This window comes from Fructilactobacillus ixorae (assembly GCF_024029915.1).
GTDB lineage: Bacteria > Bacillota > Bacilli > Lactobacillales > Lactobacillaceae > Fructilactobacillus > Fructilactobacillus ixorae.
The window spans coordinates 887,555-910,567 of record NZ_CP097478.1 but is presented as its reverse complement, the minus strand read 5'-3'; the positions used below and the strand labels follow the sequence as shown (position 1 = coordinate 910,567).

Genomic DNA, 23,013 nt, shown 5'->3' with positions numbered 1-23,013 from the left:
GTGGCACAGTCAATCAGTCTTTTTGATGAGCACCACCCAGAGGACCAACCAACCACCGCACAGTTAACTGGCAAGGTTGCCACGACCTTTTTTGAAGGAAATGATAGCTTTTATAAGGTGTTATTGGTCCAGGTGGAAGAACACAATTTTCAGTGGGATGAACCAGAAATTGTGGTAACGGGTGACTTTGCTGAAATTAACGACGAGCTGAGTTACCGGTTTAGCGGGAAACTGGTGGATCATCCCAAATATGGGAAGCAGTTTCAAGCCAGAAACTATGAACGGGCAACGCAAACCTCGACCGCCGGTTTGATTAAATACTTATCCGGGAGTGATTTCCCGGGGATTGGTCCAAAGACTGCTACCAAGGTCGTTAACCAGCTGGGAACGGAGTTAATCCCGAAACTATTAAAGGATCCGGACGCTTTAAACGGCTTGGGGTTAAAACCCCAGCAGCGGGACACGATTTTACAGACCATCCGGCAAAATAACGGAGCCGAACAGGTGATTGTCGGCCTCAATAGCTATGGGTTTGGCAGTTCGTTAGCAGCCGCGATTTTCAAAAAGTATCATGAACAGGCACTAGAGATCATTGAAACTGATCCGTATCGGCTAGTTGAAGAGATTGCAAACATTAGCTTTAAGCGGGCCGATCAAATTGCCCAACGAGTAGGGATTGACTATAACAATCCGGGCCGGTTACGGGCGGGGTTACTAACCACCTTGGACCGGTTGTCGGTTAGTAGTGGGAATACCTACTCCACGACGACGGAAGTGATGAACGCCAGCTTTCAAATTTTAGATACCGATCCGAACCAAACGATTGACGACCAGCAACTAGCCACGGCGTTAAAACAACTGGTGCAGGACGGTAAGGTGCAGGTCGATCAGGACCGCATTTACCTAAAAAACCTCTTTCAGGCGGAATGGCAAATTGCTGAGAACGTGCACCGCATTTTACAGGCGGCGGATGCTGCTCCAGCTGATCCTAAACAATTGATTAGTCAGGTGGAACAAGCGAGTCACATTCAGTACGACGTTTCTCAGGTTCAGGCGATTGAATCAGCACTGAGTCATGCCCTGTTCCTCCTGACCGGAGGACCCGGGACTGGAAAAACGACGATTATTAATGGGATTGTGCAGGCCTATGCCACCGCCCACGACTTATCGTTAGATCCCCATGACTATCGTGGGGATGATCCCTATCCCATCTTGCTAGCAGCTCCTACCGGCCGGGCGGCTAAAAAAATGGGGGAAGCGACGGGCTTACCGGCCAGCACCATTCACCGCTTGTTAGGATTAAACGGCGACGACACGGAGGCCACTGGAAACGCCCTTGACGGAGAGTTATTAATCATCGATGAGATGTCCATGGTGGATACCGAACTGTTTACTAAACTCGTGCAGGCAATTCCAACCGGGATGAAGGTGATTTTGGTCGGGGATCAAGACCAGTTGCCATCCGTTGGACCGGGCCAGGTTTTTTCGGATTTAATTCGGTCCCAGTTGATTCCAACGATGCAGCTAACGCAAATTCACCGGCAGAGTCGGGATTCGACCATTATTACCCTAGCCCACCAGTTAAAGGACGGGCTTGTTCCTCCCGATTTACTGACTAAAAAACCGGACCGGAGTTTCATTCAGTGTGACGTGCGCCAAGCAGTATCAGTCATTGAACAAATCGTTAGTAAGGCGCAGGCGAAAGACTTTCAAGCCACTGATATTCAAGTTTTAGCTCCCATGTATCGAGGTGAGGTGGGCATTGATCACCTCAATCAAGCAGTCCAAGCCATTTTTAATCCACCCAGTGCCGAGCGCAAACAGGTGGAAACGGCTCGCGGTTGCTTTCGAATCGGGGATAAGGTCTTACAACTGGTTAATGATCCGGAACATAACGTGTTTAACGGAGACATTGGCAAAATCGTGGGCCTCACCATTAATTCCGAAGGCAAGCAGTACCTCGATAAACTAACGGTGGCCTTTGACCAGACGGAAGTAACCTATCCCAGAAATGACTGGAAGCAGTTAACTTTGGCGTACTGTACTTCGATTCATAAAGCGCAGGGAAGCGAGTTTCCAATGGTGATTTTACCGGTCGTTTCACCATACCGCCGGATGCTTGATCGGAACTTGTTGTACACGGCAGTAACTCGGGCGGCCAGTAAACTGGTCCTCGTTGGTGATGCCAGTATTTTTCAAGCGGCGTTAGCCAAAGAGGCGAGCCGTCGCAAAACCGGATTACCTGACCGCCTACGCTCCGCGTTTCAAAGTGAACCGGAGTCCGCTACCACCTCACCAGCAACCACCACGACCACTGCAGCCATGGAGCCCCAACCAGTGGATCCAGCAACGAATGCGGAGCAGGACGCGGTGTTAACGATGGCCGCCATTGAACGGCAGGCCATCGATCCCATGATTGGGATGGCAGGGGTGACGCCCCAAAATTTTCTTGATGCTAAATCACAGTGAATTGATTATAATTAAAGATGACATCACCCTTAGTTTGGAAAGGAACGGACATCTTGACCACAAAACCGCAACCAATTATTTTTGCTTTAAACGCCAACCGCCCCCTTGCCGAAAAAATCGCCCAGGTTAGTGGGATGCCAATCGGGCAAGCCACCATTAACCACTTTAGTGATGGAGAGATTAAGATTTCGATTGACCAAAGTGTCCGGGGCAAAGACGTGTATGTGATTCAATCCCTTTCTAATCCTGTTAACGATAACCTGATGGAACTGTTGATTATGATCGATGCCCTGCGCCGGACCAGCGCCCGCCAGATTAACGTTGTCATCCCGTACTACGGCTATTCTCGTTCTGATCGCAAAGCCCGGGCACGAGAACCCATTACTGCCAAGTTAATTGCCAGCTTTTTGCAAGCTAGTGGGGTAAATCGAGTGGTGACGCTTGATTTACACGCGGCGCAAATTCAAGGTTTTTTTGATCTTCCTGTCGATCATTTACAACCCAGTCGTCTCATTAGTAACTACCTCCACGAGCATCACTTAGATGACGATGCGGTGGTCGTGGCGCCGGATCATAACGGCGTTGGACGGGCGCGGGCGATTGCTAATCGCTTGGAGCTCCCCTTGGCAATTGTGGACAATCGGGAACCGGATACGTCAGATCAAGTTCCAGAAACCGTGATTGGTTCCGTCGCGGGAAAAACAGCCCTGGTAGTGGACGATTTGATTGTCACCGGTCGCAAGATGCAGGTGTCGGCGGCGGCGCTACGGCAGGCAGGCTGCCAGCGGGTGATTGTGATTGCCACGCACCCAGTCTTTTCTGCGGAAACTCCAGCTAAGCTAAACGATCAAAACATTGACCAGGTGATTGTGACGGATTCAATCGTTATTCCCCACCCGGAACAAATTCCCACGTTGACCATCATTTCGGTTGGGGGATTATTTGGGGATGCGTTAAAATTAATTCAGGAACAAAAATCCACACACCGCTTATTTAGAGGAGGAACTTCGGATGGTATATAAAGCAAGTGAACACCGTTACGATCAAATGAAGGTACGTCGGGCCGGCAACTCTGGTTTACAACTACCAGCACTCTCGTTTGGAACCTGGCACAGTTTTGGTGACGATGCGAACTTTCAGGATAGTGAAAAGATCATGTTAGCCGCCTTTGACCGCGGAATTTTCAGTTTTGACCTTGCCAATAACTATGGACCGGGTTCGGGAGCTGCCGAAAGAATGTTTGGGCAAGTTTACCGGCGCGATTTAAAACCATACCGGGATGAATTAATTATTACCACCAAGGCGGGCTTTCACATGTGGCCAGGGGTGTATGGAAACTTTTCTTCGAAAAAGACTCTGGTCGCTGCATTGGACCAAAGTTTAAACCGGATGGGCTTGGACTACGTTGATATTTATTACAGTCACCGGTTTGATCCGAATACGCGATTGGAAGAAACTGCGGAAGCGTTAGACGGGTTGGTTAAAGCAGGAAAAGCACTTTACATTGGGATTTCTAACTACGATGGTCCGCAAACGGCAAAGATGATTGAACTCTTTCAAGAATTGCACACGCCGTTTGTGGTTAACCAGAGTTCTTACAACATGTTAAACCGGACCCCGGAAATGGATGGAACGTTGCAAACGTTAGCTGATGCCCATGATGGGTTGGTAGCGTACGGGCCTCTGGCCGAAGGGTTACTAACGGATAAATATTTAAACGGGATTCCGGATGACATCCACCTGCACTTTACGAATAACTTCATTCTGGAAAAAGGGGAGGCCACGGCGATCAAGAAGTTAAATCAACTGAACGAGCTCGCCCACAACCGGAACCAAACCCTCGCGCAAATGGCAATGGCCTGGTTATTGAATAATCCAACCGTTACTAGCGTAGTGACGGGGGCTTCCAAGGTGGAACATTTGGATGATAACCTCAAGGCCTTGGACAACTTGGACTTTACTAACGATGAATTAGCAGCGATTGATAAAATCGTGAAAGAATAACGAATTAAAAAAACGAGCTGGTAAGCTCGTTTTTTTAGTTGACTTAGGAAAAATAAAAAGGAACGCCACTGGCATTCCTTTTTGATTACTTCGTGTTATTCATAATTAGCATGGGGAGGACCAACGGGTGGCGTTCCGTCTTTTCGTAGAGGAAGTTGGATAACTCTTTGACAACGGCCTTTTTAATCGTTTTTTCACTGGCGTTTTTGTTATTCATCGCCCGCCGGATGGTCCGAAAGACCAATTTACGACCTTGATCGAGCAGTTCGCCGGATTCACGCATATAAACAAAGCCCCGGGAAAGAAGATCGGGACCAGATTGAATTTCCTTGTCCTTCAAATTAATGGTAGCAACGACCACCACGAGGCCTTCTTCAGAAAGCAGTTGCCGGTCTTCAATTACCTGTTCGGTAACCGTATCAACCCCATTACCATCAATGTAAACGTCTCCGGCGGCAAAGTTACCTGCCATCCGCGCACTGTCCCTAGTCAGGGCGAGCACGTCTCCATTTTTCAAGATAAAGCAGTGATCCTTGGGAATCCCACACTGTTCGGCAAGCCCCATGTGAATTTTTTGCATCCGGTATTCACCATGAATCGGCACGAAGAACTTCGGCTTCATGAGGCGAATCATCAATTTTTCCTCTTCTTGGCCCCCGTGACCAGAAGTGTGGATGTGATTAGCATAACCCTTGATGACGGTGGCGCCCGCTTCTTCGAGTTCGTCAACTACCCGGTTCACACTTAAGACGTTTCCGGGAATGGGGTTACTGGAAAGGACTACAGTATCGCCCGGCTCAATTGAGATCTGCCGGTGGGTACCGTTGGCAATTCGGGACAGGGCGGCCATTTGTTCGCCTTGAGAACCGGTACATAGAATCATGACCTTATCGGCCGGGAGGGATTTAAGTTGGTTAGCATCGACAAAGGCCTTATCAGGGACCTTGATGTAACCGAGTTCCCGGCCGTTGACAACGGCAGCTTCCATGCTTCGCCCAAACACGGCAATTTTACGGCCGTTTTGGTAGGCGGCGTCAATCGCCGTCATCACCCGGGAGAGGTTTGAAGCAAAGGTTGCAAAAATAATCCGCCCCTTCACCCGTTTGAAAATTTTGCGAACCGAATCACTAACGTAGCGTTCGGACTTGGTCCACACTGGTTTTTCGGCGTTGGTACTGTCAGCCATCAGGCACAGGACGCCTTCTTCACCGAGCTTGGCCATCGTTTGTAAGTCAGGCGGTGTGTTGGTCACCGGGGTCAGATCAAACTTATAATCACCAGTTTCGACAATCACCCCATCGGGAGTATGAACCGCGACCCCCAGCGCATCAGGGATCGAGTGCGTAGTCCGAAAAAACGAGACGCTGGTCTTTTTAAACTTTAAGACGGTGGTTTCATCAATGGCATGTAACTCGGTTTGTTTTAACATGCCGTGTTCTTCTAATTTACCTTTAATTAACGCGAGGGCGAGGGGACCGGCATACACCGGAACGTTAATAGCCTTGAGGATAAAGGGAATCCCACCGATATGGTCTTCGTGACCGTGGGTGATGACTAGAGCCTTAATCTTATCTTGGTTTTCGACCAGATATTGATAATCTGGAATCACGTAATCAATCCCGAGTTGGCTGCTTTCCGGAAACTTAATTCCGGCATCAATGAGAATGATTTCATCTTGGAACTGAACACCATATGTGTTTTTTCCGATTTCACCTAGACCACCAACGCCATAAATCGCCGTTTCGTTGTTTTTGACGTTTAGTTTACTCATTATTTATTAAACTCCGTAATTTTAAAATCAGGTTCTTGTTGTTCGAATTCAAGGTGTTTACCCGCGAGCGGTTGAATGAATTCCACGGTGTATTCCGTATTTTCAGCAATTAAATCACGAACTTCTGCCTGGGTTTGCGCCTCGACGTACAGTGATTTAGTTGCTTCCCGCTTCGGATTTTCCTTAGGATTTGCTTGATATAAGACTTTGTAAATCAAAATGATTACTCCTTTATAAATAAATTAATTTTTGTGTCGAACTGTTCGTTGGTACACCAACTCCTAACACAATTTTATCATAGATTAAGATGCAAGTATATATGGAGCGTTTTCTGGTAGAATAAAGCCAGCCTAGCTGAGGAGGGGAAACACGCATGCAGTTTGGAATCGAATTAGTCATTGGAATTGGAGTGGCGTGCTTAATCTATAATGTCCTGCATCATTTTTTAGTAACCGTTCCCAATCAACGGCACCAATTGGCGGTGCAACGGGGGGTGAATCGGGAGGTAGCGCGCGCCGTGGCACATTTGCAAACGGCGCAGGGCACACCACTGGTTGGAAAAATCAACCAGGCTCGGATTCTTGATGCAGTCTGGGGTCGGGGCATCATGGTTTTTGAATATCGCTGTCAGTTGGAGTCCCAGTTGTCTACTACGGAAATGCAATCGCAATTAAATCAGGTACTGGAACAACAGGTTCGTGCCGATCACTTTGTAACGGAAACCGGGGCGCCCCGGTTGGTTGTGACGGATGCTTGGATTCAACAGCAACAATTGTATTTTGACGTTGCGGACGTTGCCAATCGCGCAACCCAGGAGTATGTAACTGATCTAGAACGTTTAGATGACTAAAAGAGCACCCGGTCAAAGGACCAGGTGCTCTTTAATTAGTCGATGAAAATTTCGTTGGGTTCTCGTGCAAAGGGATCCTGTTGGTTGATGTGATCGTAAAACAGGGTGCCATGCAGATGGTCGATTTCATGTTGCACGATGATGGCTGGGTAGTGCTTTAACCGAACCCGGTGTTTGGTCCCCGTTAAGTCTTGATACTCAACCGTAATTCGGTCGGAACGCGGTACGTAGCCTGGCACGTCTTTATCAACGGATAGACAACCTTCGCCGACTGTCAGTGCCGCTGGTTGGACCGAGTTCGAAACGATGACGGGGTTGATGAGAATCGCTTTAAATGGGGATGGTTCGTCTGCTGCTTCTGGGGGGGTAAGGACGGCGGCCATTAATTTGGAAACTCCAACTTGCGGGGCCGCTAATCCGACTCCAGCGCGAAGGTGATACTTTTTGCAGAGCGCTTCGTCTTGACTGACCTCTAAATATTCCATCATTTTTTCGCCGAGTTCCCGATCTTCGTCACTAAGGGGAAATGGGACCGGTTGTGCTTGTTTGCGCAGGACTGGATTTCCATCTCGCGTGATATCTTTCATTAAAAACACGATGTTGCCTCCATTCGTTGTCAGTATCATCTAGTTATTATATGGCATCAAGCCGGCAGTTGTAAATCAGGGATTCTTGATTAGGTTTTGCAAAACTTTGCAAAATCTTAACTTAATGTTAGGTTATTACTGACTTATAAACTTAATTTCAAGCTAAATTTTAGGAGATGAAAACCATGCAAGCCCCAATCTTAATTAAGGGAGATCCCGAGCGGGTGCAACAATTAACGGCTGCGTTGGCCATTTTGGATCTACCGGTAACGTTTTTACAGGATGCAGCTGACGTGGCAACCATCCCAATGTTTGATCAGGCTTGTCGCCACTTCAGTGTGCGCGAACTGGCTCCCGATGAAGATTTACGCAATGTAGCTGCGTTGGTGTACCTACCGGCAGTTGATTTTTACCAAGCAACGGACTCCGCAGCCGAGCAAGTGGCCGAAAAGGTTGCTCCGGCTATCGATCAGATGCGTCCGTTGATTAACGACCTAATGGCGCGGGCATTTCAGGGAAAAATTGTGGTGGATGCGCCCCACGATGAGGTGTTTTTGTACTTTATCGCGGCGTTTTCCGGCTTAGACGTAAGTAAACTTGTGGGAGTAGGAAACGTCCCGGTGGGCTTGACCCTGCGCGAACAGTTGGTGCGGAACTTTAAGGTTGCCAACGAAGACATCAACGTGAGTGTTTGTGGGTTAAACACCCGGTGTGTCGTCCCGTGGAATCGTATTTACATTGGTGCGATGCCATTACTTTCATACGTTGCGCGTCCAGATAATAACTACGATACGGAACTGATTGGCAAGGTTCAACAACTCGTTTCCAATCCGGAGTTAGTGGTGAATCCGACGCTCCAAATTCAAGCACTGCTTAAGGTGTTGCGCTGCTTATTGGGCTGGCAATCTGAATTATATTCCGTGGTTAGTTTGACCAAGAAAAGTGATCAGTTAGAGTTAAACCTCATGCCAAAGATTATTAATCAGGGTGGTTTGTCGCATGAGTTTGATTTAAAGTTATCAGAGACAGAAGTCGCAGACATTACGGCCGCCCAAACCTGGGCAATGGACATCATTCAACAAATAAAAAAAGGAAGGCATCATGAAACAGAAAGCTAAATCAACCTATAGTTACCCGATTGTAGCGGACTGGTCAGTCGCTGAATTAGTCGCCGTCACTGAGTTTTTTCAAAACATTGAGCGGGCCTACGAACAGCCCCAGGGGGTCTTGCGGGCGGATTTAATGGCGAGTTATGCTGACTTTCAAACCATTAATCCGGCTCGGACGGAACAAAACCAGTTGCGGCGTGAGTTTGAACGGTCATCGGGATTCGATATTTACGCCGTGTTACAGGCCGCGGCAGCCCAGCCAACGGCCAAGTTGATTAAACTCAACTAGTTTGACTGAATGTGCCAGTTTGTGTTAAAATTAAAAACAGTTTTGACAGCGAATAGAAGAGCACCAACCGATTTTGACATTGTTAATAAGGGATGCACGGAGGCTGTGACAGTGTCACGGCCTTTTATCTGACGTTACGATTGAATTGAGTTCTCGCTTTTTTACTGCTTTGAAGGAGGAACTATTTTTGAAAACAAGAGATGACATTAGAAATATTGCGATTATTGCGCACGTTGACCACGGAAAGACAACCCTGGTGAACGAGCTTTTAAAGCAATCTGACACGTTAAATGGTCACGAACAAATTCAAGACCGGGCCATGGATACTAACCCCATTGAACGGGAACGGGGAATCACCATTTTGTCCAAGAACACGGCCGTTAAGTACGATGGCAAACAAATTAACATCTTGGATACTCCTGGACACGCCGATTTCGGTGGAGAAGTAGAACGAATCATGCGAATGGTTGATGGAGTTTTGCTGGTGGTGGATGCCGCTGAAGGAACGATGCCCCAAACACGGTTTGTGCTGAAGAAAGCCTTAGATCAGCACTTAACTCCGATCGTGGTGATTAACAAAATTGATAAGCCCGGGGCCCGGCCTGACGAAGTGGTTGACGAAGTGTTGGACCTGTTCATCGAATTAGGAGCTGACGAAAGTCAATTAGACTTTCCAGTTGTCTACGCCTCTGCTATGAACGGAACTTCCAGTTTCGATTCAGACATTGATACGCAGGAACACACGATGAAACCAGTGTTCGATACGATCCTCAAAAACATTCCTGCGCCCATCGATAACTCTGACGATCCACTGCAATTTCAAGTTGCCATGCTGGATTACGACGATTTCGTTGGTCGAATCGGAATTGGTCGGGTCTTTCGGGGCACCATCAAAGTCGGTGACAGCGTTGTGGTAATGAAGCTCGATGGTTCCCAACAAAAATTCCGGGTAACCAAAATCATGGGCTTTGTTGGTTTGAACAAGGTTGAAATTACGGAAGCCAAGGCGGGGGATTTGATTGCCGTATCCGGAATGGAAGACATTAACGTCGGAGAAACGGTGGTAGATCCAAATGCTTTGGAACCACTTCCAATTCTGCGGATTGATGAACCAACCATGCAAATGACGTTTGGAACTAACACGTCCCCATTCGTTGGGAAGGACGGGAAGTTCGTTACGGCCCGGCAATTGATTGACCGGTTGGAACGCGAGCTGCACACTGACGTTTCGTTGCGGGTCGAAGAAACCGACGATCCAGGGGCTTGGTTAGTGTCTGGTCGTGGGGAACTTCACTTATCAATTTTGATTGAAACGTTACGCCGGGAAGGCTACGAACTACAGGTTTCACGTCCCGAAGTAATTTATAAGGAAATTGATGGCGTAAAGTGTGAACCATACGAATCAGTGCAAATTGATACGCCGGAAGAATACTCCGGTTCCATTATTGATACCCTTTCCCAACGAAAAGGGGAAATGCAGAACATGGAGAGCGTTGGGAACGGGCAAACGCGCTTGACTTTCTTAGTTCCTTCTCGTGGTTTGATTGGGTACTCTACCCAATTCTTATCTCTAACCCACGGATACGGAATTATGAACCACAGTTTTGACAAGTACGCTCCGGTAGTGAAGAACTGGGATCCAGGCCGGCGCAACGGAACCTTGGTTTCAATTAACACTGGAAAAGTAACCACCTATGCCATTATGGCGGTTCAGGACCGGGGTAAGATTTTTACTGATCCGGGAACGGAAGTTTACGAAGGAATGATCGTGGGTGAAAACGCCCGGGATAATGACATTTCGGTTAACATCACGCGGGGTCGGAACCAAACGAACGTCCGGGCCGCTGGATCTGAAGACATTGCAAAGGTTAAAGCCCCCGTTCATTTAACGCTCGAAGAATCCTTGGAATTCTTGAATAGTGATGAACTGTGTGAGGTTACGCCAGAACATGTTCGCCTTCGGAAACGGATTTTGAATACTAACGAACGGGAAAAGGCCGCTAAGAAGCGGAAAAACAACCGTTAATTAGAATGAACAAGAGCCACTGTGATAGTGGTTCTTTTTCTTTGGAGAAATTTGGAGCTGCAGGATGGCTTGATTGCTGAAACTGAAGTAGTTTATAGTACAATGGACATACTGAAGCAAAAAGAAAGCCGGAGAATGTGGAATGAAAAAGTTTATCAAGGGTTTGGATTGGTATTTATTTTTCCCATACCTGTTGTTATGCGGAATTGGGATTGTGATGGTGTACTCTGCCAGTGCGGGGATTGGGTTAACGCACGGAGGCTTTGCTCCCGATTACCTGGTGAAGCAAGCAGCGTTTGTGGCAATCAGTTTATTACTACTGGTCCTGGTATATCGAATGCGGTTTGCTGTCTTTCAAAGTAAGTTTTTCCTAGGGTTTTTAGAAATTACGTTGTTAGTACTCTTAATCTACGTGAAGTTTTTTGGAACTAAGGTGAACGGCGCCGCTGGCTGGATTAGTCTTGGCTTTATTAAACTGCAGCCGGCAGAATTGTGTAAATTTTATTTTATTATTTACTTTGCCAATCTGTTTAACAAACGTTCCCGGTTGATTACGCAGGAGGGCATTGTACGAGCCACGTTCCACAATTTAAGTCCACTACTGATTCCAGTCCTGTGCCTATTTTTAATTTTCATCCAACCGGATACTGGTGGTTTCGCGATTAACTTGTTCATCATCTTGGTCATGTTTTTAGCGGCTAGTACCGCTAGCAAATTAGTGCCTTGGATTGTGGGGCTGGGCTTAGTTCTGCCCCTGTTTTTGATTCACATTGGCAGTGGGGTGATTGCCCACTTTGTTAGTAATAGTCAGAACTACAAACTCCAGCGGTTTGTGGCGTTTGCCGATCCGTTCCTGCACGCCCAAACCTCCGGGCAACAACTAATTAATTCTTACTATGCGATTAGTAACGGGGGGATTTTTGGTCGCGGACTGGGAAATTCCATTCAAAAGATGGGATATCTTGCGGAACCGAATACCGATTTTATTTTGCCGATTATCTCTGAAGAACTCGGATTAGTTGGGGTGGTGCTGATTCTTGCCTTATTATGCATCCTCATTGTCCGCACGATTGACATTGGCTTTCGGACCACCAACCTGTACTTTAGTTCGGTGTGCTACGGAACGGCGGCCTACCTGACGATTCAGACGTTGTTTAACGCCGGGGGTGCGGTAGGCTTTGTGCCGTTGACCGGAGTGACCCTACCGTTTATTAGTTACGGGGGTTCTAGCATGATTACGTTGAGCCTGTGTTTAGGCTTAGTAATGAAGATCAGTAGTAAAGAACGCCAACTTAGTTCACAACGCCAACCAGGAATCCAAATTCCGCGACAGTAAGGAGAGATGGTGCCATGGAAGCACGCACAGAGTTATTAGTATCGCTTTTTTCGGTTAAACAGGCCAAACAGTTGCACCGATTTGGAGATGTGCACTACGTTTCGCGACGGATGCGGTATGCCATTTTGTTTGTGAATCAAGCCGAAACGAGTAAAAGCATCCAGGACTTAACAAAACTCCGGATGGTGAAAAAAGTGGAGGTGGCTCCCACCCAAACGTTAGCCCACCAGTTTGCAGCTTTAAACGAAGCAACTGAGGGGGACTAAGTGCCATGCGAATTATTTCAGGAACTTACGGAGGACGAAAGCTGCAACCCGTGCCGGGGACGAAAACTCGTCCCACCACGGATAAGGTGCGAGAATCGTTGTTTAATATGATCGGTCCCTATTTTACAGGAGGCAGTTTTTTAGATTTGTTTGCGGGCTCGGGAGCAGTGGCCTTAGAGGCGCTTTCCCGGGGAATGCAACGAGCGGTCCTAGTTGATCGCCAGTTTGCGGCCGTAAAGACCATTAAAAAAAATGCGACCATGGTAACTGAGCCAGATCAGGAAGTAGTGGTTTGGAAGCTGCCGGCTGAGCGGGCCTTAACTAGACTGACAGAACAGCATGAGCAGTTTGAGGTCATTTTTCTTGATCCGCCATACGCTGCCCAACAAATGGTCAAGCAGTTGGCAGAAATTCAAAAACTGCAGCTCTTGAAACCACAGGGATTAGTGATTTGTGAAACCGACCACACGGCCGAGTTAGGGGCCCAGCCCCACTATCAATTGCTCCGGCAAAAGGATTACGGGTTAACCATGATTTCAATTTATCAAGGAAAAGAGGAAACCACATGAAAACAGCCGTTTATCCGGGGAGTTTTGATCCGCTGACGAATGGTCATTTGAATATTATTAAACGGGCGAGCACGATTTTTGATCATGTGATTGTTGCGATTGGGACTAATCCCAGTAAGCAGACCCTCTTTTCGGTAGCAGAACGCATTCAACTGATTCAAGCCAGTACCCAGGAACTCGATAACGTTGCGGTAACTAGTTATAGTGGTTTGACCGCTGAATTCGTAAAGTCACAACATACGAACATTGTAGTGCGGGGAACGCGTGATTCCCGCGATTTTGTGTACGAGCAAGAAATTGCTAATTTAAACGGATTATTGGATGAACAAATTGAAACAATTTTATTATTTGCGAATCGGGATTACGAGTTAATTTCTTCTTCGATGGTTAAAGAAATTAATGCCTTTGGAGGCGACGTCAGTAAGTTCGTTCCGGCTCCCGTAGCCCGTGCTTTACAAGAAAGGAGTAACCATGCGTAAATTTTGGCAAAAAAATCGCAAAACCAGCCTCGCGTTTTTAGTGGTGGCATTATTAATTGCGATTCTGTGGTTCTTTTTTTGGCCTCTGAACCGAGTTGTGGAAGCTCCCGGTGAAGCGGTGAACATTCAACCGATGGTGAAAATTGCGGGGAAACAACCCCTAAAACAGAATGAATTTATGATTACGGCGGTTTCAATCGCCCCGGCGCGGCCCGTTTCTTACGTGCACCGCTTGTTTGATCCCCACATTGATATTCAAAAAACGAATGATGTGACCGGGGGGCAAAATAACGCTGATTTTAACAACGTGCAGAAGGTCTACATGCAAAGTGCCATTAACAATGCGATTACCGTTGGCTTCCAACACGCTAACCGACCGGTAACCAAGCAGTATCATGGTGTTTACATTCTCAACGTTTTCCCCCAGTCCGACTTTAAAAATCGCTTGCGGCCCGCTGATTTGATTGAATCAATTAACGGCCAGCAGCTGACCAAGAGTACGGAATACGTAAATTACATTAAGAGCCTGCCCAAAAACGCTCCACTTAAGATTATGTTTAAGCGCGACGGGCGGCAAATGATGGTTTCTGGTCATAAACATGACATCGTCAAGGGATTCAATGGGATTGGGATTACCATGATCGATGACATGACGATTAAAACCGCTCCAAAGGCCCGCATCGATCCCGGCCAAATTGGCGGACCATCTGGGGGACTAATGTTTGCCTTGCAAGTTTACAGTCAGTTAACCCAGCAACGGTATCAGTTGAAAAAAATCGCTGGAACCGGAACGATTACCAGTGATGGGCAAGTTGGTGAAATTGGGGGCGTAGATAAGAAAATCATTGCGGCGCACAAGAGTGGCGCGCAGGTCTTCTTCTGTCCCTACGTTAAACCAACCAAAACCAATTTAGCGCTCGAACCCGGGCACCAAACGAACTACCAGGTGGCCAAAGCAACGGCGCAAAAGTATGCACCAGGGATGAAGGTTGTCCCCGTTACCTCATTTGATCAAGCCGTACACTATTTAAAGACACATCAATAACTAAAAGCTGAATTCCGTAATTGGAATTCAGCTTTTTTGCGTATTTAACGAGGAGAAAGGGGTGGAACAATGGAAAGGATCAGAACAAGTTGGGAAGCATTAGCAGGTAAGTGGAAAATTGGCCTAATTGGAGGGCTGATCAGTTTGATAATCATTGGAATTGGGGGCGCTTGGTGGTTCCAGTCAGCAGTAGCACCCCCAGTGGCAGTGAAAGCCGCGCAAAAGCTTGAACCCGCCACCGTAAAACCGAACCAGACCAAGCCTAGGTCCAGTTCGAGTTCTAAAAATAAGGCACCTGATCGGGTAGTTGTTGACGTGAAAGGAGCGGTCAAGCAACCCGGAGTTTATACCGTTGCTACCAATACCCGGGTTGATCAGGTGATTCGGTTAGCCGGCGGTTTTTTACCGAGTGCGGATGCAAACCAGGTTAACCTGGCGCAAAAGGCCACTGACCAATCAATTCTCTACGTTCCAAACCAAGGAGAGAAACCACCGATGGGTCCAAACGAGCAGTCCGCTTCACCGGCAGGACCGACGAGCGACCGAAAGGTTAATTTAAATCAAGCGGATGCTACCCAATTACAAAGCGTTTCTGGAATTGGGGCGAAAAAAGCCGAAAAAATTGTGGCCTACCGGCAACAAACGGGGAATTTTAAAACCGTGGATGAGCTAAAAAACGTCCCGGGCTTTGGAGCCAAGACGGTTACTCAACTGGCAAGTTCGTTAACGGTTTAAGTATCACGTGAGGAGTTTTCCTGCTATACTGAAAGCATTCTAATTGGGAGGGGAATGCACATGGCTAAAAAGAGAATTCCGTGGGATCAATATTTCATGCTGCAAGCAATTTTAATCTCCAGTCGGAGTACTTGTGAACGGTTGTCAGTGGGGGCGGTCTTAGTCCGCAATAAGCGCGTAATTGCCTGTGGTTACAATGGCTCAGTGTCTGGAGCCGACCACTGTACTGAGGTGGGCTGTTACCTCGTGAACGGTCATTGTGAACGAACCATTCATGCAGAAATGAATGCCGTATTGCAGTGTGCGAAGTTTGGAGAATCCACCGATCACGCGGAAATTTATGTAACTGATTTTCCCTGTTTACAGTGTACAAAGATGTTATTGCAAGCGGGGATTAAAAAGATTAAGTATCTGCGCGAATATCACAATAATGCATATGCGGAACAACTATTACAACAAGAAGCCGTTGAGGTGAAAAAAATCACTCTTGATCCCCAACGGGTTGCTGATCTACCGTTTGCTGATTATCTTTCCATTGAGTAACGATTAGACGAAACTTTGGAGTTTTTCCGGCTGTGTTGTGGGCCCTTGTTTTGTGGACACTGCTGGTCGACGGGTGGAGTGGCAGTTTGCTGACCGGGTTGTGGTTAATTCGCTTGTGGCGGCTCCAGCTCCGCCGGTTTTTAATTTTAAATCTAATTAGTCTGGTGCTTCCAATTACCGTGGGGTGGCATACCCAACACGTTGTTCAGGTGAATGAACGTGCGATTGCGCAAGCAGGCAATCAGGTTCAAACGTGGGATTTAGTGGTACTGCCGGACCAGGTGGTTAATACGAAGACGAGTATGCACGGAAGCGGACAGTTGGAAAGTCACCAGCGGGTCTCATTTCATGGGCAACCGCTCATTAATCAAGGCGAACGCCTGCATCATTGCGTGCGGCTTCGTGTCCAAGGAAGTTTGACGCCCAATCAACCGGCTTCTAACTGGGCAGCCTTTGATACCCAGTCCTTTGCCCGGGGTCACGGACTTAGCGGGGACCTCCGGATCACAAAAGTTGCAGCGGTTCAGCGGATGCGCCCACCGACGATAGCGGCCTGGTTTCATGAGGGGCGGGCGCACGAGTTACGCCGGACCAACCAACTTCCGCCCCAGTTACGCGTGTATGTCCAAAGCCTCCTGTTTGGCGTGCGGACCGCGGACTTTCAAGCTACCAGCACGGGATTTAAACGCTTAAATTTGATTCATTTATTTAGTATTGCCGGGTTACATGTTTATGTATTACTTAACCTGTGGTTCTTTCTGGCAACGGTGGTTCGCATGCGCAAAGCACATGCGGAACTTGGGGCGATGTTATTGCTCCCCCTGTATGCAGGGGTGGCCGGCGGAGCCATCGGCCTAGTTCGAGTCATTCTAATGGTTGAACAACGTTACTGGGCCAAGCTAGGAAACTGGTCGCGTAGCGGTCTTGATTATTGGGCCTTTGCACTGATGATTTGTGTGCTGGTTAACCCATGGCTGATTGGTCAACTTGGCTTTCAGCTCTCTTTTTTGTTGTCATTTACCATTTTCTATTGTCAAGGAACTACCAATGTGCTGAAAACGGTCATGTTAAACTTAGTTAGTCTACCGCTGTTATTAGCTTATTTCTTCGAGTGGCATTGGCTATCAATTATTGCTAATTTAGTCGTCGTGCCGTTCTTTACGATTGGGATTTTTCCGTTAATCATCAGCAATTATCTCTGCTATTTAATCTTCAAAGTCCCGATTTGGGGGACGGAGCCATTGTTGCGGTGGTTGACGCAGGTTACCGATCAAGTTGCTAGTCTACCAGGCGGGTTGCCGTTCGGACAACCACCGTGGTTTCTGGTCTTGTTGTTAGTGGGTACGACGTTGTTATTGATTGAATCCTGGACGTGGAAACGCCTAAGCTGGCTTTTAGTACTCTATGGTGTGAGTTTTTTAATCATTCATTATCCTTTGAATGGGGAAGTGAGCTTCTTTGACGTCGGCCAGGGCGACAGTATCTTAGTTCGTGAGCCCCTCAATCGGACTGTGACGCTAATTGATACCGGGGGCAACCCCAATTTTTTTGCCCGGCAGGGACAACCAACAATCCACCTGGCCCCGACGATGACGATTCCCTATTTAAAAAGTCAGGGGATTAGTCAGCTTGATAATCTTTGTTTGAGCCATCAGGATGCCGACCACATTGGGGATCTAACCTGTTTTTTAAAAACCATGAAGGTAAAACGTGTGTTAATTCCGTGGGGGATGGATCGCAACCAGCATTTTATGCATAAAATTCGTCCTGAGCTTCACAACACCCAGTTAATCGGAGTTAAGGCCGGTCAGATTGTCCCCGGAACCCACCTCCGGATTCTTCATCCGTTTCATCCGGGGTTAGGAGAAAATCAAGATTCAATGGTTCTCTGGGGGCAAATGGGTGGCCGAACGTGGTTATTTACGGGTGATTTACCCAAAGCGGAGGAACGGGAGCTTCTCCAGCACGAGCCGCAACTTCGGGCGAACGTGTTAAAATTAGGACATCATGGTAGCAAGACGGCTTCTGATGACCGGTTTATTGCGAAATTGGCACCACAGGTGGGAATTATTTCCGCCGGTCGGCAAAATCGATATGGGCATCCTAATCAGGAAACGTTGGTAACCATGAAGCGACATCATGTCCAGCTGATCAGTACCCAGACGGCCGGAATGATTCGGTATCGGTATGGTTGGTTTGCATTCCGACCGAAATTTGAAACAAAGTGGAAGGACATCCAGCATGGCAGTGAACCAAGCAATTGAACAAATTAGTCAAAAGCCCCAGCCGGTGTATCTAGTGCTAGGCAGAAATGAGTATTGGGAAAGCCGAATTATGCATCAAGTGCAACAACTCATCCCAGAAGCAGAACGAACGATGAACTATGCTACGTATGATTTAGAGGAAACGCCCCTAGCCGTGGCTTTGAATGATGCCTGGTCGGTGCCTTTTTTTGGTGACCGGCGGGTGGTCGTTATGCAGAACGCTACGTTTTTGACGGGCGCTAAGCCAAAGATGAGCGGGAAACACGATGTTGATGAGCTAATTAAGTACCTGCAGGCGCAACCAGCGGAGACGGTGTTGGTGATTTTTGCTCCCTACGAAAAAATTGATAACCGGAAAAAGGTGGTTAAGCAACTCAAGAAAAGTGCCACCGTCATTGATTTAAACGCGGTTTCTGAGCGTGAAACAACGCAGTTTGTCCAACAGTTTATCGAAAAGCAGCAGTATCAAATTGAGCCTGATGCCCTCACGGAGTTGTTAGCCCGAACGCAGGGGGACTTAGCTCAGATTATGAATGAGCTCCAGAAATTACTGCTCTTTTGCCAGGATGAGCGGACCATTACCGCGACGGTTGTGGATCAGTTGGTTCCAAAGTCCATGATGCAAAATGTGTTCGAACTCGTGAACGACCTATTAGCTGGTAAAACCAACGCGGCCATTCAGTTTTACCACGATTTGGTAACCCAACGTGAGGAGCCTTTAAAAATTAATGCCATTTTGGAGGGCCAATTTCGGTTGTTACTACAGGTTAAGATTTTGCGAGGTCAAGGACAGAGCCAGAGTATGATGGCGCAGAAATTAAAGGTCCATCCATATCGAATTAAACTGGCCGAACGGTTACTTAATCGGTTTACCCGGAAGTATTTGGAACAAGCGTACCTCGCGTTGGTTGCCATTGAGCACCAACTAAAAAGCAGCTCGGCTAATCCAGAGCTGCTCTTTGAAATGTTTGCAATTCGTTTTAGTCAAACAAAGGCGAAAAAAAACACTTAGCAAGTTTGCTAAGTGTTTTTTGTTTATAAAGCGTTTTTAACCCGAGCCAAGTGTGCTTTTTTCCGGTTAGCGTTGTTAGCCTTGATCAAACCTTTGGATTTAGTGTGGTCAATGGCAGCGATTGCCTTTCTGTAAAGGCTGTCGATGTCTTCAGCATTATTGACGCTCGCTTTTTCAAACTTTTTGATGGCACTACGCATTTCGTTCTTTTCAGAAGCGTTGCGTTTCCGTGCAATTTCGTTGGTTTTCATCCGTTCGATTGCTGATTTAATAACTGGCATGTTTTATTCACCTCCACTTAGTGAAATAAGCTCATCTATTTCACAGTTTAACAAGCCTAATTATACAAAAAAGCCAGTATAAATGCAATACCCGCGTTGACTAACTAATGTCAGGGTTGTTTTAGCTTGCAAAAGAGTGTATAGTGGTGTCTGGAACTTATTCTTAGTTTTACGAGTCACTGACGTAACACTCAGAATAAGGGATGAGAGCATAGAAAGGTGGAAAATAAGATGGCTTTAACTAAGGAACAAAAGACAGAAATCATTAACAAGTACGCTAAGCACGATGGCGATACTGGTTCGACGGAAGTTCAAATTGCAGTTTTAACTGCTGACATTAACGAAATCAACGACCACATGAAGACCCACAAGAAGGATTTTCATTCCCAACGGGGCTTGATGAAAAAGATTGGTCACCGGCGGAACCTCCTTGGTTACCTACGGAAGAAAGACGTGCAAAGTTACCGAGAGTTAATTAAGAGTCTGGGTCTTCGTCGTTAAGATTCGACAAGAAAAGGGTTGCGCACCAGGTGCGGAACTCTTTTTTTCTGCCTAATTTTCTTTAAGTATGTTACACTGATTACTAGTTAGACTAGGGACGGCTAGAAGCAGGTGCTTCTGAAAAGAAATGAAACTAGTAATTTGAGGTGTACAGATAATGAAAAAAAACGTCAAAATTATTCCACTTGGTGGAGTGCGTGAAGAGGGGAAGGATCTCTTTGCGGTTGAAATTAACAACAGTAGTATTTTTATCTTAGATTGTGGATCCAAGTTTCCCCTGGATGAAATGCTCGGAGTGGACTACGTGATTCCAGATTTTACCTACTTACGGGAAAATCAAGACAAAATTGTGGGGGTCTTTTTAACCTCGGGACAGCTAGATTCAATTGGCTCGTTACCATATTTGCTGAGCGAATTTGACGTGCCGGTGTTTGGAACTGAGTTAACCATTAAATTGGCCGAACAATTAGTAGCTAAAAATAAGCAAGCAAAACATTTTCACGATTTTCATATCATTAGTGACAGCAGTGAAATTGTGTTTGATGATGGGACGGTGAGTTTCTTTAGCGTAACCCACTCAATTCCGGATGCGGTCGGAATTGCAATCCAAACGAAGCTTGGGAGTGTGGTTTATTCCGGAGATTTCAAGTTTGATCAAACGGTGCCTGCAGAATACCGGGCCGATTATTCGGCAATTGCCGCCGTCGGGAAACATAAAGTCTTGGCCTTACTGTGTGATTCCCGGAACGCTGAGGATCACGGAACGGTGGCCGAGGAACAACAGGTTCAAGATTATCTAATCGATGTGTTTGATTTTCAAGCCAGTCGGATTATTGTTACCTGTTTAGCGGATCACTTACTTCGGCTGCAAGAAATCATCAACGCCGCTGCAACGACAGGGCGAAAAATTTTCTTTGCAAATGACAAATCAAAGTCAATCTTAGAAACGGCCCTTGCAACTGATAAAGTGAAAAATCCGGATCCAAACCTTTTTATTCAATCTGAAAAAGAGTTAAACCAGTTAGCGCCTGAGGACGTTATCATTTTGCACATTGGTCAACCGGGCGAGGCAATGCGTTCCCTAGCTGACATGGCCAGTCAACGTAATCCACGCGTGCAAATTCAGAGTGGGGACCTGGTGCTCCTAGCGACCACCCCATTCCGATCAATGGATAACGAGTGGGCTCGGACCCGCGACTTAATTTATCAAGATGATGCTACGGTAACCAGCATTAGTGACAGTCTAAACCTTGCTAGTGACGCAACGCGAAGTGATATCCAAATGATGACTAGTTTGACGCATCCAAACTACTTTATTCCGGTGCAAGGGGAGTATCGGCAACTTCAGGCAGCGGCAGAAGCCGTTTATGCAACTGGAATGCCCGCCGATCGGGTAATCATTCCGGCCAAGGGTGATGTAATTGAGTTTGACGAGAAGGGGATGCAGTTAGCCCAAGCCGTTCCTGCTTCCGACACCATGATTGATGGCATTGGGGTGGGTGACATTGGTAACATTGTGTTGCGCGATCGAAGCGTGCTCGCCCAAGATGGGGTCTTCATTGCGGTTGTCACAATCGATCGAAAGAAGAAGCTAATTGTCGAAAAACCAAAGGTCACCTCACGCGGCTTTATTTACGCGAATTCGAACCAGACCTTGCTTAATGAAGCTTCGGAGGTAGTCGAAAAAGCGGTGCGGAGCAACCTTGACAATCAAGACTTTGATTGGGGCTTTTTGAAACAGGATGTGCGTGAAAAGCTCAGCTCGTTTCTATACAAGAAAACGGATCGGCGGCCGGTGATTCTTCCGGTAATCATGGAAGTTAACCAACACCACCGGCGCTCTAAAAACAAAAAGAAGAAATAAATCGTGAAGAATTGGGCGTGCCCAGTTCTTTTCTTGTTTTTCGGGTTAGGAGCGAAAGGAGAACCAGTCATGAACGACCAACAACGAAAACAACTACAAACGGCTCAAGCTCAAGTTAGTGCTGGTCACTACGCGAACGCCACGCCAACGCTGCTTAGGTTGTATGATGAAAGTGACGATGAAGCTGTGTTAGCGCCCTTAGCGCATAGTTTCCTCGGTCAGCACCAAATTATCGAAGCCAATCGGTTAGTTGATGAACATTTTGCTTTTTTCGTGACCCAGCAGTTGGGGCTGTTAACGGACGTCTTGCTAGCCAATCGGCGGTTTGTCGAACTGCACATTCTGCTAGCGCAGTTACCGGCCGCGCAAACTGAAGCAGCACGAACCAAGCTTCAGACGGCCGAAACGACGGGCACTAATTTAGACGAAGCAGGGGAACGCCAGTTTAAACACTTGGGAGCCTTTACTCCTCAAGCACAACAGGCCATCATTGCACAGGCCGAACATCTCCCGCTAGCTAACTATGTAGCCGCGACGGTTACTAACCTACAGGATCCTGATGTCCATCCAATTTGGCGATTACAATTGCTGAATAACTTAATGCGGTTACGGATTAAGACCCCGGTGTCGTTGCTGTGGATTGACCAGCAAACCTACACCGTCCAACCTGATCAGTTAGCAGAAGTTACCGAAACAACTGCTTATCAACAACTACAACGATTAGTCACCGCGAAGTACGGACAAGTGGACCCGATTAAGCAAACGCAACTGATGAGCTTGATGCAGGTTGAACTGCAAAACTTATACCCATTTCTGGATCGAATCATGACGGATCCCAAACTATGGTTAGAGCAGTTGGAACGGCAAAGCCAGGGCGAACCACTCGAATCAGCCAAGCCATCAGTAACCAATTGGCTCACGTTAATTGAAAAATTAATGGCAGGATTAATTAGTGAAAAAGAAGCGTAAGTGTTTACAAATTAAGGCACAGTGGATATAATATGATAGTGAAT

At 47.0% G+C, this 23,013-nt stretch carries 23 protein-coding genes; 19 read left to right on the top strand and 4 right to left on the bottom strand.

Annotation, left to right across the window (positions count from 1 at the left end; all coding sequences use genetic code 11):
- Genes recD2 through M8332_RS04420 form a run of 3 tightly spaced genes read left to right on the top strand, consistent with a single transcriptional unit; the run spans position 1 to position 4,473 of the window.
- Entirely contained in the window at positions 1 to 2,469 is a 2,469-nt protein-coding gene (recD2, locus tag M8332_RS04430) for an SF1B family DNA helicase RecD2 (protein ID WP_252779653.1), read from the top strand.
- A 53-nt stretch (positions 2,470 to 2,522) separates the two neighbouring features.
- The gene (locus M8332_RS04425) at positions 2,523 to 3,491 is read left to right on the top strand and encodes a ribose-phosphate diphosphokinase (protein WP_252779652.1); all 969 of its coding nucleotides are present in this window, start codon (positions 2,523 to 2,525) and stop codon (positions 3,489 to 3,491) included.
- Positions 3,481 to 4,473: an aldo/keto reductase gene (locus M8332_RS04420; protein WP_252779651.1), complete on the top strand. Its 993-nt coding sequence runs from the start codon at positions 3,481 to 3,483 to the stop codon at positions 4,471 to 4,473. Before M8332_RS04425 ends, M8332_RS04420 begins: the two co-directional genes overlap by 11 nt.
- A gap of 85 nt (positions 4,474 to 4,558) precedes the next feature.
- On the opposite strand, the gene rnjA is transcribed toward M8332_RS04420, so the two are convergent.
- Positions 4,559 to 6,244, bottom strand: a complete 1,686-nt coding sequence (gene rnjA, locus M8332_RS04415; protein WP_252779650.1) for a ribonuclease J1 — start codon at positions 6,242 to 6,244, stop codon at positions 4,559 to 4,561.
- Entirely contained in the window at positions 6,244 to 6,462 is a 219-nt protein-coding gene (locus M8332_RS04410; RefSeq protein WP_252779648.1) for a DNA-directed RNA polymerase subunit epsilon, read from the bottom strand. Before M8332_RS04410 ends, rnjA begins: the two co-directional genes overlap by 1 nt.
- A gap of 155 nt (positions 6,463 to 6,617) precedes the next feature.
- On the opposite strand from M8332_RS04410, the gene M8332_RS04405 reads away from it, so the two are divergent.
- Positions 6,618 to 7,094 carry a hypothetical protein gene (locus M8332_RS04405; RefSeq protein ID WP_252779647.1) on the top strand — a complete coding sequence of 159 codons (477 nt, stop codon included), beginning with the start codon at positions 6,618 to 6,620 and terminating at the stop codon, positions 7,092 to 7,094.
- A 35-nt stretch (positions 7,095 to 7,129) separates the two neighbouring features.
- Here the strand turns inward: M8332_RS04405 and def are convergent, their stop codons facing one another.
- On the bottom strand, positions 7,130 to 7,690 hold the full coding sequence (gene def, locus M8332_RS04400) for a peptide deformylase (RefSeq protein ID WP_252779645.1): 561 nt from the start codon (positions 7,688 to 7,690) through the stop codon (positions 7,130 to 7,132).
- Positions 7,691 to 7,866: 176 nt separating this feature from the next.
- Here def and M8332_RS04395 point away from each other — a divergent pair, with 176 nt between their 5' ends.
- The 12 genes from M8332_RS04395 to holA all read left to right on the top strand — a co-directional run bounded on the left by M8332_RS04395 (position 7,867) and on the right by holA (position 19,354).
- Entirely contained in the window at positions 7,867 to 8,799 is a 933-nt protein-coding gene (locus tag M8332_RS04395) for a Rossmann-fold NAD(P)-binding domain-containing protein (protein ID WP_252779644.1), read from the top strand.
- Positions 8,783 to 9,079, top strand: a complete 297-nt coding sequence (locus M8332_RS04390) for a UPF0223 family protein (protein WP_252779642.1) — start codon at positions 8,783 to 8,785, stop codon at positions 9,077 to 9,079. Before M8332_RS04395 ends, M8332_RS04390 begins: the two co-directional genes overlap by 17 nt.
- Before the next feature lie 187 nt (positions 9,080 to 9,266).
- Complete coding sequence (gene typA / locus M8332_RS04385) at positions 9,267 to 11,105, top strand: translational GTPase TypA (RefSeq protein WP_252779640.1); 1,839 nt, start codon at positions 9,267 to 9,269, stop codon at positions 11,103 to 11,105.
- A gap of 142 nt (positions 11,106 to 11,247) precedes the next feature.
- On the top strand, positions 11,248 to 12,441 hold the full coding sequence (locus tag M8332_RS04380; RefSeq protein ID WP_252779639.1) for an FtsW/RodA/SpoVE family cell cycle protein: 1,194 nt from the start codon (positions 11,248 to 11,250) through the stop codon (positions 12,439 to 12,441).
- A 14-nt stretch (positions 12,442 to 12,455) separates the two neighbouring features.
- Positions 12,456 to 12,707, top strand: a complete 252-nt coding sequence (locus M8332_RS04375) for a YlbG family protein (protein ID WP_252779637.1) — start codon at positions 12,456 to 12,458, stop codon at positions 12,705 to 12,707.
- Positions 12,708 to 12,712: 5 nt separating this feature from the next.
- Entirely contained in the window at positions 12,713 to 13,276 is a 564-nt protein-coding gene (gene rsmD, locus M8332_RS04370) for a 16S rRNA (guanine(966)-N(2))-methyltransferase RsmD (protein WP_252779635.1), read from the top strand.
- Positions 13,273 to 13,755 (top strand): pantetheine-phosphate adenylyltransferase, encoded by a 483-nt coding sequence (gene coaD / locus M8332_RS04365; RefSeq protein ID WP_252779633.1) that lies wholly within the window; start codon positions 13,273 to 13,275, stop codon positions 13,753 to 13,755. The genes rsmD and coaD overlap by 4 nt, the downstream gene beginning before the upstream one ends.
- Positions 13,748 to 14,800 carry a SepM family pheromone-processing serine protease gene (locus M8332_RS04360; RefSeq protein ID WP_252779632.1) on the top strand — a complete coding sequence of 351 codons (1,053 nt, stop codon included), beginning with the start codon at positions 13,748 to 13,750 and terminating at the stop codon, positions 14,798 to 14,800. Before coaD ends, M8332_RS04360 begins: the two co-directional genes overlap by 8 nt.
- A gap of 69 nt (positions 14,801 to 14,869) precedes the next feature.
- Positions 14,870 to 15,535, top strand: a complete 666-nt coding sequence (locus M8332_RS04355) for a helix-hairpin-helix domain-containing protein (protein ID WP_252779631.1) — start codon at positions 14,870 to 14,872, stop codon at positions 15,533 to 15,535.
- 60 nt (positions 15,536 to 15,595) lie between these two features.
- Positions 15,596 to 16,078: a ComE operon protein 2 gene (locus M8332_RS04350; protein ID WP_252779630.1), complete on the top strand. Its 483-nt coding sequence runs from the start codon at positions 15,596 to 15,598 to the stop codon at positions 16,076 to 16,078.
- A 50-nt stretch (positions 16,079 to 16,128) separates the two neighbouring features.
- Positions 16,129 to 18,342, top strand: coding sequence for a DNA internalization-related competence protein ComEC/Rec2 (locus M8332_RS04345; RefSeq protein ID WP_252779629.1), 2,214 nt, complete (start codon positions 16,129 to 16,131; stop codon positions 18,340 to 18,342).
- Entirely contained in the window at positions 18,320 to 19,354 is a 1,035-nt protein-coding gene (gene holA / locus M8332_RS04340) for a DNA polymerase III subunit delta (protein WP_252779628.1), read from the top strand. Before M8332_RS04345 ends, holA begins: the two co-directional genes overlap by 23 nt.
- Positions 19,355 to 19,377: 23 nt before the next feature.
- Here holA and rpsT read toward each other — a convergent pair whose 3' ends face one another.
- Positions 19,378 to 19,635, bottom strand: coding sequence for a 30S ribosomal protein S20 (rpsT, locus tag M8332_RS04335; protein WP_252750383.1), 258 nt, complete (start codon positions 19,633 to 19,635; stop codon positions 19,378 to 19,380).
- A gap of 231 nt (positions 19,636 to 19,866) precedes the next feature.
- Between rpsT and rpsO the strand changes: the two genes are divergently transcribed.
- The 3 genes from rpsO to M8332_RS04320 all read left to right on the top strand — a co-directional run bounded on the left by rpsO (position 19,867) and on the right by M8332_RS04320 (position 22,969).
- Positions 19,867 to 20,136 carry a 30S ribosomal protein S15 gene (rpsO, locus tag M8332_RS04330; RefSeq protein WP_252750382.1) on the top strand — a complete coding sequence of 90 codons (270 nt, stop codon included), beginning with the start codon at positions 19,867 to 19,869 and terminating at the stop codon, positions 20,134 to 20,136.
- A gap of 157 nt (positions 20,137 to 20,293) precedes the next feature.
- Positions 20,294 to 22,000 carry a ribonuclease J gene (locus M8332_RS04325; RefSeq protein ID WP_252779627.1) on the top strand — a complete coding sequence of 569 codons (1,707 nt, stop codon included), beginning with the start codon at positions 20,294 to 20,296 and terminating at the stop codon, positions 21,998 to 22,000.
- A gap of 69 nt (positions 22,001 to 22,069) precedes the next feature.
- Positions 22,070 to 22,969 carry a hypothetical protein gene (locus M8332_RS04320; protein WP_252779626.1) on the top strand — a complete coding sequence of 300 codons (900 nt, stop codon included), beginning with the start codon at positions 22,070 to 22,072 and terminating at the stop codon, positions 22,967 to 22,969.
- Positions 22,970 to 23,013 lie beyond the last annotated feature (44 nt).

Coding starts and splice junctions, on each gene's coding strand:
- rsmD (WP_252779635.1), top strand. CDS start 12,713: ATGCGAATTATTTCAGGAACTTACGGAGGACGAAAGCTGCAACCCGTG.
- M8332_RS04360 (WP_252779632.1), top strand. CDS start 13,748: ATGCGTAAATTTTGGCAAAAAAATCGCAAAACCAGCCTCGCGTTTTTA.
- M8332_RS04350 (WP_252779630.1), top strand. CDS start 15,596: ATGGCTAAAAAGAGAATTCCGTGGGATCAATATTTCATGCTGCAAGCA.
- rnjA (WP_252779650.1), bottom strand. CDS start 6,244: ATGAGTAAACTAAACGTCAAAAACAACGAAACGGCGATTTATGGCGTT.
- M8332_RS04320 (WP_252779626.1), top strand. CDS start 22,070: ATGAACGACCAACAACGAAAACAACTACAAACGGCTCAAGCTCAAGTT.
- holA (WP_252779628.1), top strand. CDS start 18,320: ATGGCAGTGAACCAAGCAATTGAACAAATTAGTCAAAAGCCCCAGCCG.
- rpsO (WP_252750382.1), top strand. CDS start 19,867: ATGGCTTTAACTAAGGAACAAAAGACAGAAATCATTAACAAGTACGCT.
- M8332_RS04395 (WP_252779644.1), top strand. CDS start 7,867: ATGCAAGCCCCAATCTTAATTAAGGGAGATCCCGAGCGGGTGCAACAA.
- rpsT (WP_252750383.1), bottom strand. CDS start 19,635: ATGCCAGTTATTAAATCAGCAATCGAACGGATGAAAACCAACGAAATT.
- M8332_RS04375 (WP_252779637.1), top strand. CDS start 12,456: ATGGAAGCACGCACAGAGTTATTAGTATCGCTTTTTTCGGTTAAACAG.
- M8332_RS04420 (WP_252779651.1), top strand. CDS start 3,481: ATGGTATATAAAGCAAGTGAACACCGTTACGATCAAATGAAGGTACGT.
- coaD (WP_252779633.1), top strand. CDS start 13,273: ATGAAAACAGCCGTTTATCCGGGGAGTTTTGATCCGCTGACGAATGGT.
- M8332_RS04380 (WP_252779639.1), top strand. CDS start 11,248: ATGAAAAAGTTTATCAAGGGTTTGGATTGGTATTTATTTTTCCCATAC.
- M8332_RS04325 (WP_252779627.1), top strand. CDS start 20,294: ATGAAAAAAAACGTCAAAATTATTCCACTTGGTGGAGTGCGTGAAGAG.
- M8332_RS04390 (WP_252779642.1), top strand. CDS start 8,783: ATGAAACAGAAAGCTAAATCAACCTATAGTTACCCGATTGTAGCGGAC.
- M8332_RS04405 (WP_252779647.1), top strand. CDS start 6,618: ATGCAGTTTGGAATCGAATTAGTCATTGGAATTGGAGTGGCGTGCTTA.
- M8332_RS04355 (WP_252779631.1), top strand. CDS start 14,870: ATGGAAAGGATCAGAACAAGTTGGGAAGCATTAGCAGGTAAGTGGAAA.